This window comes from Nocardioides sp. cx-173, from assembly GCF_021117365.1.
Lineage (GTDB): Bacteria > Actinomycetota > Actinomycetes > Propionibacteriales > Nocardioidaceae > Nocardioides.
In genome coordinates this window covers 1522274-1539644 of record NZ_CP088262.1, presented here as the reverse complement: position 1 = coordinate 1539644, position 17371 = coordinate 1522274, and the positions used below count along the sequence as shown (strand labels likewise).

13 protein-coding genes are annotated in these 17371 nt (G+C 72.6%); 4 read left to right on the top strand and 9 right to left on the bottom strand.

What is annotated here, in order from left to right; genetic code table 11:
* Nucleotides 1-14: 14 nt before the first annotated feature.
* From LQ940_RS07450 to LQ940_RS07435, 4 genes are all read right to left on the bottom strand, one after another.
* A complete protein-coding gene (locus LQ940_RS07450; protein ID WP_269214563.1) occupies nt 15-917 on the bottom strand; it encodes a class II glutamine amidotransferase in 903 nt (300 codons plus the stop codon).
* A gap of 123 nt (nt 918-1040) precedes the next feature.
* The gene (locus LQ940_RS07445; RefSeq protein WP_231242364.1) at nt 1041-2342 is read right to left on the bottom strand and encodes an HNH endonuclease; all 1302 of its coding nucleotides are present in this window, start codon (nt 2340-2342) and stop codon (nt 1041-1043) included.
* A 259-nt stretch (nt 2343-2601) separates the two neighbouring features.
* On the bottom strand, nt 2602-3192 hold the full coding sequence (locus LQ940_RS07440) for a DUF6518 family protein (protein WP_231242363.1): 591 nt from the start codon (nt 3190-3192) through the stop codon (nt 2602-2604).
* A gap of 21 nt (nt 3193-3213) precedes the next feature.
* A complete protein-coding gene (locus LQ940_RS07435) occupies nt 3214-3870 on the bottom strand; it encodes a TetR/AcrR family transcriptional regulator (protein ID WP_231242362.1) in 657 nt (218 codons plus the stop codon).
* A 117-nt stretch (nt 3871-3987) separates the two neighbouring features.
* Here LQ940_RS07435 and LQ940_RS07430 point away from each other — a divergent pair, with 117 nt between their 5' ends.
* The 3 genes from LQ940_RS07430 to LQ940_RS07420 all read left to right on the top strand — a co-directional run bounded on the left by LQ940_RS07430 (nt 3988) and on the right by LQ940_RS07420 (nt 7935).
* A complete protein-coding gene (locus tag LQ940_RS07430; protein WP_231242361.1) occupies nt 3988-4785 on the top strand; it encodes an alpha/beta hydrolase in 798 nt (265 codons plus the stop codon).
* 4 nt (nt 4786-4789) lie between these two features.
* Nucleotides 4790-5575 (top strand): SDR family NAD(P)-dependent oxidoreductase, encoded by a 786-nt coding sequence (locus LQ940_RS07425; protein WP_231242360.1) that lies wholly within the window; start codon nt 4790-4792, stop codon nt 5573-5575.
* A gap of 137 nt (nt 5576-5712) precedes the next feature.
* Nucleotides 5713-7935, top strand: coding sequence for an amidase (locus LQ940_RS07420; protein WP_231242359.1), 2223 nt, complete (start codon nt 5713-5715; stop codon nt 7933-7935).
* A 4-nt stretch (nt 7936-7939) separates the two neighbouring features.
* Here the strand turns inward: LQ940_RS07420 and LQ940_RS07415 are convergent, their stop codons facing one another.
* The 3 genes from LQ940_RS07415 to LQ940_RS07405 all read right to left on the bottom strand — a co-directional run bounded on the left by LQ940_RS07415 (nt 7940) and on the right by LQ940_RS07405 (nt 13813).
* Nucleotides 7940-8743 carry a CPBP family glutamic-type intramembrane protease gene (locus tag LQ940_RS07415; RefSeq protein WP_231242358.1) on the bottom strand — a complete coding sequence of 268 codons (804 nt, stop codon included), beginning with the start codon at nt 8741-8743 and terminating at the stop codon, nt 7940-7942.
* A gap of 36 nt (nt 8744-8779) precedes the next feature.
* Complete coding sequence (locus tag LQ940_RS07410) at nt 8780-12280, bottom strand: ATP-binding cassette domain-containing protein (RefSeq protein ID WP_231242357.1); 3501 nt, start codon at nt 12278-12280, stop codon at nt 8780-8782.
* Between the two features lie 63 nt (nt 12281-12343).
* Entirely contained in the window at nt 12344-13813 is a 1470-nt protein-coding gene (locus tag LQ940_RS07405; RefSeq protein WP_231242356.1) for an amidohydrolase family protein, read from the bottom strand.
* A gap of 103 nt (nt 13814-13916) precedes the next feature.
* Between LQ940_RS07405 and LQ940_RS07400 the strand changes: the two genes are divergently transcribed.
* Nucleotides 13917-14648 carry a GH25 family lysozyme gene (locus LQ940_RS07400; RefSeq protein WP_231242355.1) on the top strand — a complete coding sequence of 244 codons (732 nt, stop codon included), beginning with the start codon at nt 13917-13919 and terminating at the stop codon, nt 14646-14648.
* 1 nt (nt 14649) lies between these two features.
* On the opposite strand, the gene LQ940_RS07395 is transcribed toward LQ940_RS07400, so the two are convergent.
* Together LQ940_RS07395 and LQ940_RS07390 are read right to left on the bottom strand one after the other, a co-directional pair.
* A complete protein-coding gene (locus LQ940_RS07395; protein WP_231242354.1) occupies nt 14650-15870 on the bottom strand; it encodes a saccharopine dehydrogenase family protein in 1221 nt (406 codons plus the stop codon).
* Nucleotide 15871: 1 nt separating this feature from the next.
* Entirely contained in the window at nt 15872-17308 is a 1437-nt protein-coding gene (locus tag LQ940_RS07390; protein ID WP_231242353.1) for a gamma-aminobutyraldehyde dehydrogenase, read from the bottom strand.
* Nucleotides 17309-17371: the final 63 nt, after the last annotated feature.

Here is a 17371-nt window from a genome sequence, read left to right as displayed (position 1 = left end):
GCTGGATATCACAACTAGTCGTGGTCCGGCTGAGCTGCGGCCAGACCCTCGTGGCCGCCGGGATGCTGGGCGATCGCTGTGTCGCGGTCGAGGTCGCCGACGGCCTCGAGGTGGGCGGGGTGCGCCGGCAGCGGGCGGGAGCTGTGCACGTCCAGGTCGGGGCCGACGTGGAGCACCTCTCCAGAGTCCATCAGCCGCCAGCCGGGGTCGTCGGTCATGGGCTCACTCGCGACCACGACGCTGCGCTGCCCGCCGAGCTCCTCGCTGCGCGCGCTGATCCGATGGGTGGCGTGCGAGAGCGGGTCGAGGCCGCCACGGCCGGGGAGCTCCAGCACATGGAGCTCATGGGTGTCGGGGTAGCGCACCGCCCACAGCTCAGTGGGGGTGGTCAGGATGAGGTTGACCGCGTACAGCGTCAGGTTGTCCGCGATCCAGGTCAGGGCAGCGGTGATGGCCGCGCCGACGTCCCCGCCGTTGCGCCGCGCCTCCGCGGTGATCAGCGCGAAGACCCGCTCGCTGTCGGTCTGCCCCTGGACCAGGCTCATCGCCTCGAGCTCTCGCAGGCGGTCCTCGAGCCGGTCCAGGTCCTCCACCACCCCGTTGTGGGCGAGCAGGCGTCCGTCCTGCTCGAAGGGATGGGTGTTCTCAGGCCCGACCGGACCGGTGGTCGCGTAGCGCACGTGGGCCACGAAGGTGGTGCTGGCGAGGTCCTTGGCCTCCGTTGCGAACGCAGGGTCGTCGTACGCCGCCAGCGGCTGCTTGTCCAGGACGGGGCGACCGTCGAGCCCGAAAACCCCCAGTCCCGTGCCGTCGGGCATCCGATGGCTCTGCTCGGCCAAGCTGTCCGGCGCGCTCAGCAACCAGAAGGTGGCTCGTCGTGGCGTGCGCCCCGCATGCATCCCGAACAACCGGCACATGGACCCTCCCGGACCTCATCGACCCTGTGGGTTCCAGTGAACACCCCGGCGCCCAGAGGAGGTGCCGCCAGCATCCACAGGATCGGCGCGCGCGCGTGACTGCGACCCCAGGGACTGCTGCCATCAGACGATGACGCTGGTGGGCACTCGCTCGAGGGGCATCAAGTAATCGGCAGGGCCGGGTGGGTCGGGTGCGCGGGAGTGATGTCGGTGGCCGGTGGGGGTGGTGGTCTCGACGGTGTGGGTGCCGTCGGGCGCGATGCGTGGCGTCGCGGTCCAGCCGGGGGCCTGCTTGGCGTGGTTGCAGCGTTCGCAGAGGCCTTGGAGGTTGGTCGCGGCGGTGGCGCCGCCGTGCTCCCAGGACCGGATGTGGTCGATGTGGCGGATCGGGGCTCCGCACCACGGGGTGCGGCACAGGTCCTGGTCGCGAGTGGCGACGAACTCGGCCAGGGCCTCGGGGGCCAGACGGGCGCGGGAGTCCATCGAGACGAGCTGGCCGCTGGAGGGGCTGGTGTAGAGGCGTCGGATCCAGACCCGGGTGGCGCGCATCGCGTCCTTGACGAACGCCCGAGCCCAGGGAGCCGGCACCGGCCCGTAGCCCTCCAGATGGGCGGCGTCGTCGGCGGCGTCGAAGAGGGCGCGGTCGCTCATGACGAGCTTGACCTCGACCTTGACCGGCTCATCGGCCGGGGCGCCGGTGACCCGCTCGACGAGGGTGTCGGCCATGACCTGCCCCTTCGTCCGCTGAGCACCCTTCGCGCGGGCCGCGGCCGCGGCGGCGAGGAGGGTGGCGTAGATGCTCACGCCCTGTTTGACCGGGAGCAGGGCGCTGACCCAGCACATCGTGTCCGGGGCCGGGCGGATGGTGACCTGCCGCTCGGCCTCGGCGCGGCGGGCGCGTTCGGCGACCGAGGCGGGGTCGAGCTCACACGCGAGCCTCTTCGCTGCGCGGGTCAGGCGCAGGTCGCTCATGGTCGCGGCCGCACCGGTGCCGCACAGTCGGCGGTCGACCTCGGCCCGGTCATCGAGGGAAAGGCAGGCGGTCTCGCGGGCCAGGATCGTGGCACGCCACTCGTTGAGCCGGCCCGCCCGCATGAGCGCCAGGGTGTGGGGCATCTCGCGGTGCAGCACCTTGGCCAGACCCAACAGCCGCGCGCCCTTGGTCGGGGACTCCCGGCGCGCCAGGCCGACCTGCTCGGCGATGCCCTCCCCCACCCGCGCCGCACGCACCCCGGCCGCGACCTGCGCCGCACGCTGGGACTCGTCGAGATCCGCGGTTGTCGTCGCCTGCGCCGCCGTGGCGGTGCACTTGAGGCCCTCCGCGGCACCGAGCAGCTGCACTCGCTGCGCATCCGAGAGCGAGCGCGGGCAGTCGGCGAGAGCGCGTTGCGTCTCGGCGATCTGCCGCATGAGGTCGTCGAACATGTGTTCGATTTTACACCGACCGCCCTTGACGGCCCATAACTGTGGACGGTAAGTGGCTATCGAATCGCAAGTTCTTCCAGCGCTGTGGTCACCTCGACCACATAGGCGTCATGGTCGGAGATGCGGGTCTCGCCGACGAAGGCTCGATGACGTTCGGTGACGCCAACCTCCCACGTCGCGGGGACCGCGATGTGGTCGATGCTCAGGAGGCCCTCGCGGGCTCACACTCCGCAGGTGGGGCTTTGACCAGACACGTCGGTCAGGCCACAAGTCCCAGCACCAGCTGGCCGGCCAGTCCTGCCGCGCAGGCCGGACCCAACCAGCGCACCAGACCGCCGTACTGCCGGCGGTGCAGTGGCAGCGTCGCGGCGAGCACGACGGCGATGACGAGGAAGAAGGTCGCGGTCGGGGTGTAGTCGAGGCGGAGCTGGTAGGCCACGAGGGCCTCGGAGGCGTAGGCGGCGACCAGCAGGGCTATGCCGAGGCCGGCTGGGGCAGCCGTGCGCCAGGCGCGGCCGGCGGCGCCGAAGACCGGGCCGCCGACCACCGCGCAGACCGTCCAGAGGGCGACGTAGGTGAAGCCGGCGTCATAGCCACGGAGCTCCGCGGTGACGTAGTAGCCGGCCACCTGCAGCAGCGTGGCCGCCATGCCGAGCCAGCACGCCGTTCGCAGCCGCGATTGAAGCGCGCCGGCCACGAAGGCGGTGGTCAGCCACGGGCTCGCGGCATTGACCAGCGCCAGCCAGGGGAAGTCCAGCACCGCCTGGAGGAACGAGGTGAGGACACCCACGGCCAGACCCAGGGCGAGGGCGGCAAGCGTGGGGACGACGGGCGACGTAGAGCGAGGCACGCGGGAAGCGTAGGGCGCCGCCTACCCCGCCTGAGACCCCCCGGGCAGGCCGTCGTCGATCAGCTTGCCCCAGCAGGCGAGGAAGTCGTGGTTGAGGTGCTCGTTGCCGTCCAGTGACGCCGAGACGACCGCGCCGGTGCGCACCATCATCAGCTGCTCGGCGGTGGAGCGGGCGTCGCGGCGCCCGAGGCGCCGCAGGAGCTCCTCGATGCGCTCGGTGACCCAGCGGCGAATCTCCAGCGCGTGGACCCGCACGGGATGGGTCGCCGGAAACTCCGCGGAGGAGTTGATGAAGGGGCATCCGCGCCGCACCGCCCCGAAGTCGTCCCCGGTCAGGGCGGTGGCCAGCTCGTCCAGTGCTTGGCGGGGATCGTCCGGGTGGGCGTCGATGACGCCGTTCACCTGGTCGTGGTCATAGGCCGCCCGACGCTCGAGGTAGGCCGAGATCAGGTCGTCCTTGGACGGGAAGTGGCGGTAGAGGGTGACCCGCGTGACCCGAGACTCCGCGATGATGCGCTGGATCCCGACGGCATGGATGCCCTCGTTGTAGAACAGCCGATCCGCGGCGACCAGGATCCTCTCCCTGGCTGCCGAGGGGCGCGCCGGCGTCCCTGCCGAGGGTGCGGCAGGGGCCGGCGGGGCCGGACTGGCTGGCGGTGCTGGTGGGGTCGTCGTCACGGGTCTCGACTCTCAAATGGACTCGGTCTGCCTCTTGCCAGGTGCGGGTGGCAGTCCTACCTTAACGAGAGGTGGGTAGACCGATCGGTATACCCATGGCCCTCGAGAGGAACCGCCATGTCCACGAGCACGCCTGTCCTGTTCATCCACGGCCTTTGGCTGCACGCGCGCTCGTGGGAGGGCTGGGTGGACTGCTTCGCCCAAGCCGGGTACGACGCCTCGGCGCCGGGATGGCCCGGTGATCCGGACACTGTCGGGGAGGCGCGAGAGCGGCCCGAGGAGATCGCCGACCACGGCATCGATGACGTGGTCTCCCACTACGTGAAGGTCATCGAGGCCCTGCCGACCAAGCCCATCCTGGTCGGCCACTCCTTCGGCGGGATGATCGCGCAGCGGCTTCTGGGCGAGGACCTGGCGGTCGGCGCGATCGCGATCGACGCGGCCCAGATCAAGGGCGTGCTCCCCCTGCCGCTGTCTGCCCTCAAGGCGACCTTGCCGGTCTTCAAGAACCCCGCCAACAAGCACCGAGCAGTCTCGCTGACCCCCGAGCAGTTCCGCTTCGCCTTCGGCAACGCCATCCCCGCCGAGGAGTCCGACGACCTCTTCGAGAGGTGGGCGATCCCGGCGCCGGGGCGACCGCCGTTCGAGGCCGCCGCCGCCAACTTCAGTCCCCACTCCCCCGCCAAGGTGGCCACCGACAACCAGAGCCGTGGCCCCCTGCTCCTGATCATGGGGGGCCAGGACCACACCGTCCCGAAGGCGGTCACCCAGGCGACCCTCAAGCAGTACCGGCACAGCGACGCGGTCACCGACATCCTCGAGTTTCCCGACCGTGCCCACTCGCTGACCATCGACCATGGCTGGCGCGAGGTCGCCGACTCGTGCCTGAGCTGGCTCAAGACGCAGGGACTGTGACGCGGTGGACCTGCGCCTGCGCGGCCGCACCGCGGTCGTCACCGGAGCCAGCAAGGGCATCGGCCTGGCCATCACCCGGGCCTTGGCCGACCAGGGCGCCTCCGTCATCGCCGGAGCCCGCAACGGCAGCGCGGAGCTGGACGATCTCGCGGCCCGCGCCGACGTCCGCACGCTCAACGTCGACCTCACCACCACTGACGGCCCCGGCGCCCTCGTCGCCGCGGCCACGAGGGAGTGGGGCGGCCTCGACATCCTGGTCAACAACGTCGGCGCCGTTCGCCCGCGCCTCGAGGGTTTCCTGGCCATCACCGACGACGACTGGGACCGGACGCTGACCATCAACCTCCTCGCCGCCGTCCGCACGATGCGTGCCGCCATCCCCCTGATGGTGGACCGTCCGGGAGCCACCATCGTCACCATCGGCTCGGTCAACGCCTACCTCCCCGACCCCGGGGTCATCGACTACAGCGCCGCGAAGGGCGCCCTCGCCAACCTCTGCAAGTCCCTGTCGAAGGAGCTCGCACCCGCGATCCGGGTCAACACGATCAGCCCCGGCCCGGCGCGCACCGACCTCTGGCTGGGGGCCGACGGTGTCGCTGCGACGGTGGGTGCCGGCACCCAGGACGCGCCCAGCGACGTCGTACGTCGCCAGGAGGCCCAGGCGCCCACCGGTCGCTTCACGCTCCCGGAGGAGGTGGCCGACCTGGCCCTCTTCCTGGCCAGCGAGCGCTCCGCCAACATCACCGGCAGCGACTTCCGAGTCGACGGCGGGCTCATCGCGACGCTCTGACACCGCGCGGGACCGGCTGTTTACTTCCGGGCCCTCGGGTGGCCTCGGGCGTAACACACCGGCAACGTTGCGCGCACCGGCCAGCTCTACGTTCGGCCCGTCCCCCTCCGAACGAAGAGAGAAGAGACCACCCCATCGTGACCTTCCTGTCCCCACGCCGCCCCGATCGTCGCCGCGCGGCGACCGGCGTCGCCGCACTTTCCCTCGCCCTCCTGGCCACGACTGCCGCGCTCGCTCCGGCAGCCGCCGACCCCACCCCGGCGGCGCAGGTCGACGTCGTGGAGCTCGGCGTCAGCGGCGCCCTCGAGGCCCTGGAGGCCGGTGACATCACCAGCGTCCAGCTGGTCGAGCAGTACCTCGGCCGGATCGCCGCCTACGACGGCACGACCTACGGCGCCGGGCTGGGGGCCTTCGTCACCCTCAACGACGACGCCGTGGCGCAGGCGGCCGAGCTGGACCGCGAGCGCGCGGCGGGCGCGCTCCGGGGGCCGCTGCACGGCGTGCCGGTGGTGGTGAAGGACAACATCGACACCGCCGACATGCCCACCTCCCACGGCAACCAGGCGCTGGCGACGTACCAGCCGCACCACGACGCCGAGGTGGTGCGCCGACTCGAGGAGGCCGGCGCGATCATCCTCGGCAAGAGCAACATGGCCGAGTTCGCCGCCTGGTGGGACACCTACAGCTCCGTGCGTGGGCGCTCGCACAACCCCTACGACCTGACCCGCAACGTCAACGGGTCCAGCGGCGGCTCCGCGGCCGCGGTCGCCGCCAGCCTGGGCGCCGTGGGGCTCGGGACCGAGTCGTGCGGGTCGATCACCGACGTCTCGTCGTTCAGCAACCTGGTCGGCGTGCGGCCGACCGTGGGCATGGTGAGCCGCACCGGCGTCGACTACAACCTCATCGGCGACTCGGTCGGCCCCCTCGCCCTCAGCGTCGAGGACGCCGCCCGCACGCTCGACGTCCTGGCCGGCACCGACCCCAGGGACGAGCTGACCGCAGGGGCCGACGCGCGCATGCCCGCCTCCTACGTCGACGACCTGAGCACCACCTCGCTCGAGGGCGCCCGGATCGGCTACATGGTGCACCCGTTGGGCGCCGGCGACTTCGAGATCGGCGAGGAGAGCGACTCCGTGCTCGCGACCGCCGACGCCGCGGTGGCCGACCTCGAGGCCCAGGGCGCGACCGTGGTCCCGATCGAGATCACCGACGCGTGGATGGCTGAGTACTACGACGGCCGGAGGCTGTGGGGCTCCGGCGGTCGCCAGGCCTACTTCGACCGCACCGAGGCGACCTGGCCCGTCGGCCTCGCGGAGCGCACGGCACCGACCGACCGGATCAACTACGCCGACCTGGTCGCGGCGAGCGACCGCATGCTCCCCGAGGACGTCTCCTCGCTCACCGGCAGCGACAACGTGCCGGCCGACGCCGAGCGCAACCAGCTCGCCAAGGACAACCGCACGCACTTCGCCGACGGCATGCGGGCGCTCTACGAGGCCAACGACCTCGACGCCCTGTCCTTCCCGACGATGGCCTACCCGCCCGTCACGCTCGCCGACGACCCGACGCCGAGCTCGGCCGACGCACGGCAGTTCGGCTCGCACTGTGCCTGGGCGAACTTCTCCGGCTTCCCGATCGTGAGCGTCCCTGCCGGCTTCGACGAAGACGGGCTCCCCGTCGGCCTGAGCCTGATGGGCATGCCCTACTCGGAGGCCGGACTGCTGTCCTACGCCTACGACTTCGAGCACGCCACCGGTCACCGCACGGCGCCCGCCGCCACGCCGTCCCTGCTGCGGAAGGCGACGACCACCACCGTGACCGCGCCCGCCGCAACGACGTACGGCAAGAGGACCTCGGCCAAGATCCGCGTGAGCGGGCTGACCTCCGGCGAGGTCGAGGTCGAGATCGGCACTCGCCGGCCGACCACCGCGATGCTGCGAAACGGCGTTGCCAGGGTCCCCCTCCCGCGCACCCTGCGACCCGGCGCCCACCGCATCCGGGTTACGTACGCCGGGAGCACCACCTCCGCACCGTCGGCCGCGTCCAACACGATCCTCGTGCGCCGCGCCAAGGCGACGGTCGGACTGCGGGTGCTCCGCTCGACAGGCGGGAGGTCTCGCGTCCTCCGCGTCAGCACCGGCCTGGTCGGAGCGGGCACGACGCCGGCCACCGGTCGCCTCGTCATCTGGGACAACGGGCGACGCGTCGCGACCGGCTACGTGACGGCCGGTGACGGCAACGTGGTGCGCGTCCGGCTCCGCGGTCTCACAACTGGCCTCCACCGGATCAAGGTGGTGTTGAGTCCGACCGCACTGCACTCCGCCGGCACGTCGAAGGTGCGGACCGTCCGGGTGGGCTGAGGCCTCAGCGCGTGACGTCGTACGGACGGTGGGGTCTCCTCCGCCGTCCGTACGGCGTTCGGGACCGGGCACCTGCCCCGCCAGACGACGCCGCGGCAAAGACCGCGAGCAACACCAGTTGGACGAGGAGCACGAGGACTCCGGCGGCCACCGCGCCCCAGCCGAACGTCAGGCCGGCGTCGATGCTGCCGATTCCGGAGCTGATCGCCCACGTCAGGGGCCACATGGACAGCAGGTTGTTCGTGAGCGCGAAGAGCACTCCCAGGGCCAGCCCGAAGGCGGCGAACCCGGCGGCGGTGCCCACCGGCACCGAGCCGAGGTGGTAGGCCCCGAAGGCGACGGCGGTGAGCACCGGGGCGGCCGCGAACCCGAAGGCCCGCTCGAAGGAGAGCTGCAGCCAGCCGAAGAGGAACAGCGGCTCCCACAGCACCGTGAGGTTGTAGAGCAGGTGGACGGACGGGTCGAGCCCCGCGGTGTCTGCGCGCTGGAGAAGAGCAGGCAGACTGCCCAGGGAGACGAGCGCGACCAGCAGCGCCCACCGCCACCGGTGTCCGGTGATCCCCAGGCCCGCGAGGCCGCGCCCTTCCGCGCGGGTCGCCAGCAACGGCAGGACGGTGGCCACGAGCAGGCAGCCGCCCACGAGGAAGACCACGAGCGACAAGGCCCGATCACCCAGCTCGGACTCGCCCCAGTAGCAGGCCCACATCAACGGGACCGAGGCGAACGCCAGCCAGGTCCGTCCAGTGGGCTCCCATGCCACCGCCCGACGCACAGCGATGGGCGCCTCGTACGTCGTCGCTCCGGTCATGGTGGCTGGCACCGTATCCGGAGGGCGGCGCCGGCCTCACCCCGCCAGGTGCCCCCACGTGGGCGCCAGCTCGGCCCACGGCCCGACGGCCGCGACGCGGCCCTCGGCCAGGACGACGACGCGGTCGGCCTGGGCGAGCGCGGCGCGCTTGCTCGTGGCGCCGATGACCGTGGCGCCACGGGCCCGGAGGGCCGACCAGAGCTCGATCTCGGTGGCGGCGTCGAGGGCGGACGAGACGTCGTCGGCGAGCAGGAGTTCGGTGTCGGCGGCGAGGCCGCGCGCTAGGGCCAGGCGCTGGACCTGACCGCCGGAGAGCCGGACGCCGCGGTGACCGACGAGCGAGTCGGGGCCCCCCGCGGCCTCGACGTCGGGCAGCATCCGAGCGGCCTCCAGGGCGGGCAGCACCTCGCGCTCGGGGTGGTCGAGGCGGACGTTGTCGGTGAAGGTGCCCGACAGGACCCGCGGGACCTGGGCGACGTGGGCGACCCGCCCGGGCCGCAGGAAGGTCTCGGGGTCCTCGACGCGGACGCCGTTCCAGCGGATCTCGCCGGTGCTGGTGACCAACCCGGCCAGCGTCGCGAGCAGGCTGGACTTGCCGGAGCCGACCTGGCCCAGCAGCAGGACGAGCTCGCGGGAGCCGACCGTGAGGTCGACGTCGCTGACGCCGATGGTGCCGTCGTCGTGGATGGCGGAGACGCCCACCAGCTCGAGGGTGTGCAGCGGGTCGCGGGGGCCGGGCACGGGCGCCGGGGCGTGGCCGTGGACCAGGTCGATGCCCTCGGGCAGGTGCATCAGGTCGCCGCCGCCGCCGAGCCGGCTGGTGGTCTGCATCCAGGCGCGGGTGCCGGGGGCCTCGGTGACGATCGCGCCGGCGACCCGGCCGAACCAGTCGAAGCCGTTGACCGCGCCGGCCACCAGCAGCGCCGTGGCCAGGCCCCAGCCGCCGGCGACCATGACGCCCCAGGCGGCCACGACGCCACACTGGACCATCACGATCGGCACCCCGTCGAGCATGGCCTGGACGCGGTGCTCGCGTACGGCGGCGTCGACGCGGCCGGAGTCGACCTCGCGCAGGTGGGAGTGGACGCTGGGGGTGGACGCTGCGAGCTTGACGGTGCGTACGGAGTCGAGCGCCGAGACCAGCGAGCGGCCGAACTGCGCCCGCGCCGCGGCGGACGCGGCGGCCGAGCGGCCGGCGAGCGGCCGGCCCAGCGAGGAGGCGAGTGCGGAGGCGACCATGACGGCGAGCAGCACCCCGCCGGCCAGCCAGCTCTGGGCGAGGATGGCGGTCACGGCGGCGATCGCGAGGCCGTTGATGAAGTCGACCCACCGGTCGGTGTAGCGCGCCAGCCGGTCGGCGTCCATGGTGCGGGCCACGACCTCGCCCGGCGGCGTACGGCGCAGGCGGCGCTGGTCGGTCTGGCCAGCGAGGACGACCATGCGCACCCGGAGCATGACCGCGACCCACCAGCGCGGGTAGAGACGGATGGCCTCGGCCAGCAGCAGGGGCGAGGCGATCAGCGACACCACGACGTACATCGTGAGCATGGTCGGGGTCTCCCCGCGCTGCAGCGCGACGACGAGGTGTCCCCAGATCCAGCCGGTGATGGCACCGAACGCGCCGCACAGCGCGGAGGCCAGGAAGATCACGATGCTCAGGGCGCCCCACTGGGGCTCGATCCACAGGGCGGAGCTGGTGGCGCGGGCCAGGCTCGGGACGGGCTCCATGACCGGCTGCGCCGGCGGCTCCCCCACCCGACGCGCGGTGCCGACCTGGCTCGAGGCGGACTCGAACGGCAGGGCGCGGTCCTCCTCGGCGGAGGCCTCCAGCAGCGAGCGGAACGGGCCGGGCGTCGTGGCGAGCCGCGCGCGCGGGCCGCGCTGGACCACGCGGCCACCGTCGAGGACCGCGACCTGCTGCGCACGCTCGGTGGTGGAGAGCCGGTGGGCGACCAGGAGGCCGGTGCGGCCGGCGAGCAGGCGGTCGGCGGCGCGGACGACGTTGGCCTCGGTGACCGGGTCCATCCGGGCCGTAGCCTCGTCGAGCACGACGACGCTGACGTCGCGCACGAGCAGCCGGGCGAACGCGACCAGCTGCTCCTCCCCCGCCGACAGCGTCGTGCCGCCGGGGCCGAGCAGCGTGTCGAGGCCGTCGGAGAGCCCGGCGACCCAGTCGTCCAGACCCAGCTCCACCACCGCGGCGGTGATCCGCTGACGCGGGAGGTCCTCGAAGAGCGCGATGTTCTCCGCGAGCGTGCCGGCCAGGATCTCGGTGCGCTGGGTGACGACGCCGACGGCGGAGCGCAGCGACTGCAGCTCCAGGTCGAGCACGTCGACGCCGCCGAGCAGGACCGTGCCGCGCTCGGGCTCGACCGCCCGCGAGAGCAGCGCGGCGAGCGTCGACTTGCCGGAGCCGGTGCGCCCGACGAGCGCGCAGGTGGTGCCGGCGGGGACCGCGAGCTCGACGCCGCGCAGCGCGAACCGCCCCTCGTCGTAGGCGAAGTGCAGGTCGGAGAAGTGGATGTCGAGGCGCCCGGTGGGGACCGGCGCGCCGTCGGTGGGCTCGCGCTCGGAGCCGAGCAGCCCGCGCAGGCGGAGCACGGCGCCGAAGCCGGCCTGAAGATCCGGCAGGTGGCGGGCGAGCTGGTCGACCTGGCCGACGAACATCGTCGTCACCAGGAACAGCGTGACCAGCGACGAGGTGTCGAGGTGGTCGGTGGTGACCAGCGCGACGCCGAGGACCGCGGTGGCGGCGAGGACGGCGTGGAGCATGGTGCCGGTGCGGCGCGTCACGCGTGCCTCGACCCGGAGCACGGCGTCGAACAGCTCATGCACGCGAGCGGCGAGCTCGGTGCAGCGGCGCAGCACGTGGGCCTGTCCGCCGCTGGCCCGCATGTCGTCGCGCCCGGCGATGCCCTCCTCGAGCGCGGCCGCGTGGTCGGTCCAGGCGGCCTCCTCGATCACCTTGCGCCGGGAGATCTCCGGCAGCATCGGGCGGACCACGGCCAGCGCCGCCCACCCGGTGATCGGGAAGAGGATGAACGCCGGCCACCAGGTCACGCCGGCCACGATCCACAGGGGGCCCGCGGCGAGCGTCGTACGGATCGCCATCCAGGCGCCTTGGCGCAGCAGCGTGCCGACCTCGTGGGTGTCGTCGTCGACGCGGTCGAGCACCTCCCCCACGGCCTGCTCGGTCAGCGCCGACAGCGGCTGGTGCATCGCGGCGTCGAGCAGGTCGGCGCGCAGCCGCCCCTCGGCCCGGTCGACGACGCCGGCCCACAGCGTGCGTGCCAGCGTGTCGAGCACCGCGGCACCCACCACACAGAGCGCGAGCACGGCGATGAGCCGGCTGGAGGCGTCCTCGGCGAGCAGGCCGGCGACGAACGAGCCCAGCGAGGTGCCCACGGCGGCCACGGCGCAGGCCGACAGCGCCCAGATGGCGACCGGTCCGCGCAGGCGGCGCCAGTCGACGGTGACCCCCGGTGCGGGGCGCTCGGCCGGGGTGAGGGTGGGGCGGTCGCCGAGAGTCGTGGTCATCAGGGATGACGCTACGCGGCGGCACCGACAGCCGTCGCGTGGATTACGTCCGGCGCGCGGCCCTCAGGCGCGGATGGGGCGGCCGGGGTAGGCCTGGGTGTCGAGGGCGCCGTCACGGATGAGCAGGCGGCCGGCGACGAGCAGGTGGCGGACGCCCACGGAGGGCCGGGTGGGGTCGGTGTACGTCGCCCGGTCGGTCACGGCGTCGGGGTCGAGGACGACGAGGTCGGCGTCCGAGCCGACGGCGAGGCGGCCCTTGCCGTGCATGGCGTCGGTGGTCTCGGCGAGGACCTGGGCGGGGAGGTAGGAGCAGCGGCGGAACGCCTCCGGCCAGGTCCAGGCGCCCTCCTCGCGCACCATCATCCGGATCGCGCGCAGGAACGTTCCGGCCGTGCGCGGGTGCGTCGTGCCGCCCGGCGGCAGCGGCCAGTCCCGGGTGTCGTAGGAACCGTCGTCCCAGGTGACCGGCATGGCGTCGCTGGCGACCATCGCGTCGGGGTGCTCGAGCGAGCGGCGGAGCAGCGCCGCGTCCGCCGGGTCGGTCTCGTCGAGGAACTCGATGATGCAGGTCTCCCCCGGCGAGTCCGCGCGCAGCTCACGCAGGCGCCGCTCGTCCCGGATGCGCTCGCCGGTGCCGACCATGACCAGGCTCGACGGGCCGATGTCCCAGCGACCGAGCAGCGACGGCTCGAGGAACGCCGCGCCGATGGCCGTCGAGCCGGCGCCGTACGGGTAGGCCTCCACGGTGACCCGCGACCCCTCCGCGCGGGACTTGTCGAGCATCCCGAGCACCCGGTCGACATGGCGGCGCGAGGTGCTGTTGACGTGGCAGTGGTGCATCGCGGCGCCGGTCTCGGCGGCCGCGCGCACGACCTCCTCGGAGCCGTCGATCGGGGTGCTCGGGTCGGCCTCGACGAGCTCCCGGACATGCGTGTACGTCGGTCGGCCGGCGGCGGCCGCGAGGCGCGCGACCGCGAGGTACTCGGCCGGGTCGAGCCGCGGCGCGTAGCCGAGGAGGATGCCGATGCCGAGCGCGCCCGCACCGAGCTCGCGCTCCATCAGCGCCAGGCTGTCGGCCAGCTCGCGCGGGGTCGACGAGCGCTGCCATCCCGGGTTGCCGAGGACCGACAGGCCGGTGGCCATCGTGGCGTCGGGCTCGACACCGAGCAGCACCTTCGCCCGAGCCCCGCCCCACGACGCGGAGAACCCGTAGTGCAGCGGGCGTCCCGCGGCCGCGGCCTCCGCGTAGCCGCGCTCGACCGGGATCAGGCCAGCCTCCAGGTCGAGGGCGGTGGTGACGCCGTCGTACGCCTGCAGCCGCTGGCCGGCGACCGAGTGCACGTGGCTGTGCAGGTCCACGAAGCCCGGGCCGACGACGAGGCCGGACACGTCGAGGACGTCTGCTCCCTCGGGCGCCGTCACGTCGCCGAGCTCGGCCACCACGCCGTCACGGACGAGCACGTCCTGCACGGACATCGACCCGCTCTCCGGGTCGACGACGGTGCCACCGGTCAGGAGTACGGAAGAGCTCACCGGACCAACGTAGGGCAGCCACCGGCGCGTCGCTTTGGCGGAGGCGACCAAGGTACGGACCCGGATCCGGAGGAGGCGACGAGCGCGGGCTACGGTGCGGCTCATGCGCAGGTCGCTCGTGGGTATCGCCGTCCTGCTGCTCGTGGCGGGGTGCGGCGGGCCCGCCCCGGCCGACGAGGAGCGCACGGCGCCGTCGCCCACCGTGTCGGCCACGCCACCGCCGCCGCCCAGCCCGACCACGCCGCCCCCGACCACGGCGACCCCCGAGTCCCCCCGACGTCCGACGCTGGGGGTGGACGTCTCCCACCACAAGGGGGTCGTCGATTGGCCGCGGGTGCGTGCCGACGGGATCTCCTTCGCCTATCTCAAGGCCTCCGAGGGCACCGGCTTCATCGACCCGCGCTTCGCCGAGAGCCTGCCTCGGGCGTTGCGCGCCGGCCTGCGAGCCGGCGGCTACCACTACTTCACGCTCTGCGCCCCGGGCGCCCCGCAGGCTGCGCACTTCCTGTCGGTCATCGGCGATCGGACGACGATGCCGCCGGCCGTCGACGTGGAGCTCATCGGCAACTGCGACCCGGGCCCGCCCCGCGAGGAGCTGCTCGTCGAGCTGCGCTCGTTCATCGACACCGTCGAGGCGCGCACCGGGAAGCGGATGGTCGTCTACCTCCACCCGGACCTCGAGGAGCGCTACGCGATCGCCGACGACCTCGACCGCCGCCAGTGGGTACGCAGCCTGGGCGCGCGCCCCTCTCGGGACTGGTGGATCTGGCAGAGGTCCGACAGCGCCCGGATCGACGGGATCGCCTCGCCCGCCGACCTGAACCAGATGCGCTGAGCTAGAGCTCCTTGATCCCCCACGGGCTGCCGTACTCGGTGAGCAGGTCGAGGAACGGCACCGCGTCGAAGGCCTCCGGGCCGAGGACTCCGGCGCCGCTCCAGGTGCCGCGGGCGAGGAGCTCGAGGGCGACGACCGGGTTGATCGCCGTCTGCCAGACCACGCACTGGTGGCCGTAGTCGCGCATCGTGTCCTGGTTGTCGACCACGTGATACAGGTACGTCGAGCGGGGCTGGCCCTGCTTGTCCTTGCCGGTCACCCACAGGCCGGCGCAGGTCTTGCCCCTCATGCGCGGGCCGACGGTGGCGGGGTCGGGCAGCACGGCGGCCACCACGTCGCGGGGGCTGACCTCACAGAGCCCGTCGCCGGCCTTGACGCGCACCTTCTCGGTGCTGTCGAGGCCGAGGGTGTGCAGCACCTTGAGGATGTTGATGAACGGCTCGCCCAGCCCGTACTTGAAGGTCGCGCGCCTGCAGTCGACCCAGCGCGGCATCAGGAGCACCTCCTCGTGCTCCACGTTGACGCACTCGACCGGCCCGATGCCCTCGGGGAAGTCGAAGATCTCCGGCTCGCTGAACGGCGCGGTCGTGTGCCACTCGCCGTCCTCCCAGACCACGGGCGGGTTGAGGCACTCCTCGATCGTGGTCCACATCGAGAACGACGGCGCGAAGACCTCGTTGCCGTCGTCGTCGGTGACCACCAGGTTGGCGCCGTCGCGGGTGCCGAGCTCGTCGATCTCGCTGAAGAGGTGGTCGGCGGCGTACCGCGCGAACACGTCGGAGAGGCCGGGCTCGACGCCCATCCCGACCAGGGCCAGGCGCCCGGCCTGCGCCCAGGTGTCGGCGGCGGCGAACTGCTCGTCGCCGAGTTTGACGCCGCATCGCTCGTACGGCGACTCGGGGTGCGGCTTGGACAGCGACATCGCCATGTCCAGGTAGTCGGCGCCGGCCTGGAAGGCGCCGTGGAAGGTCGGCATGTCGAAGACCGGGTCGACAGCGTTCATCACGTGGGTGATCCGGTGCTCGCGGCACAGCGCCGTGACCGAGCCCGCGTCGGAGGCGTCGATGCGGGCGGCGGCGTAGCGAGGGTCGATCGCGGCCGCCTTCGCCGCCTTGGCCTCGTCGTAGTCGGCGACCACGATCGCTTCGAAGAAGTCGCGCCGCGCGGCGATCGCCGTGAAGGCCGCGCCGACGCCGCCCGCGCCGACCAGCAGGATCCGCACGTCAGTCCTGACCGATGTACGACATCACGTGCTTGATGCGCGTGTAGTCCTCGAGGCCGTACATCGAGAGGTCCTTGCCGTAGCCGGAGTGCTTGAAGCCGCCGTGGGGCATCTCGGAGATGAAGGGGATGTGGGTGTTGATCCAGACGACGCCGAAGTCCAGGCCCTTGGACATCCGCATGGCGCGGGCGTGGTCACGGGTCCAGACGCTGGAGGAGAGGCCGTATTCGACGCCGTTGGCCCAGCGCAGCGCCTCGGCCTCGTCGGCGAACTTCTGGACGGTCATCACCGGGCCGAAGATCTCGGACTGGATCTGCTCGTCGTCCTGGCGCAGGCCGGAGACGACGGTGGGCTCGTAGAAGTAGCCCGCGCTCCCCTGGCGGGCGCCGCCGGTCTGGAGCGTGGCGTGGTCGGGCAGGCGGTCGACCATGCCGGTGACGCGGGCGAGCTGGTCGGCGTTGTTGAGCGGGCCGTAGTAGGTGTCCTCGGCGTCGGGCATCCCGGTCGGCATGCCCTTGGCCGCCTCGGTCAGCGCGGCGACGAACTCGTCGTGGATGCCGGGCGCGACCAGCACCCGGGTGGCGGCGGTGCAGTCCTGGCCGCCGTTGAAGAGGCCGGCGCCCGCGATGCCCTCGGCGGCCTTCGCGACGTCGGCGTCGTCGAAGACGATGCAGGGTGCCTTGCCGCCGAGCTCGAGGTGGACCCGCTTGAGGTCGGTGGCCGCGGACGCGGCGACCTCCATGCCGGCACGCACCGAGCCGGTGATGGCCACCATCTGCGGGGTCGGGTGCTCGACCAGCGCGCGTCCGGTGTCGCGGTCGCCGCAGACCACGTTCAGGACGCCGGGAGGTAGGAACTCCTGCGCGAGCTCGGCCAGCAGCGTCGAGCTCGCGGGAGTCGTGTCGCTGGGCTTGAGCACGATGGTGTTGCCGCCGGCGAGCGCGGGGGCGATCTTCCAGATCATCATCAGGAGCGGGTAGTTCCAGGGCGTCACCTGCCCGACGACCCCGACCGGCTCGCGGCGGACCCAGGACGTGTGGTCGGCGAGGTACTCGCCGGCCGAGCGACCCTCGAGGACCCGAGCGGCGCCCGCGAAGAACTTGAAGTGGTCCGAGGCGTAGGGCATCTCCTCGTCCATGGTCAGCCCGAGCGGCTTGCCGGTGTCCTTGCACTCGACCGCGTTGATCTCCTCCACGCGCGCCTCGATCGCCGTCGCGATCTTGAGCAGCGCGTTGGAGCGGTCCTGCGGGGTGGCGTCGCGCCAGCCGGGGAACGCGTCCGCCGCGGCGGCGTACGCGCGGTCGACGTCCTCGGCGCCGGACTTCGGCGCCTGCGCGTAGACCTCCCCGGTGGTCGGGTCGACGATGTCGTAGGTCTCGCCCGACGCGCTGTCGACGAGCTCGCCGTTGATGACGTTGCGGAAGGTCTGGTCGGCCATGGCGCGAGCCTAGAGGATTCACGGACTCATCGGCGGGGAGTCGCAACGGATTCCGTCGAAATC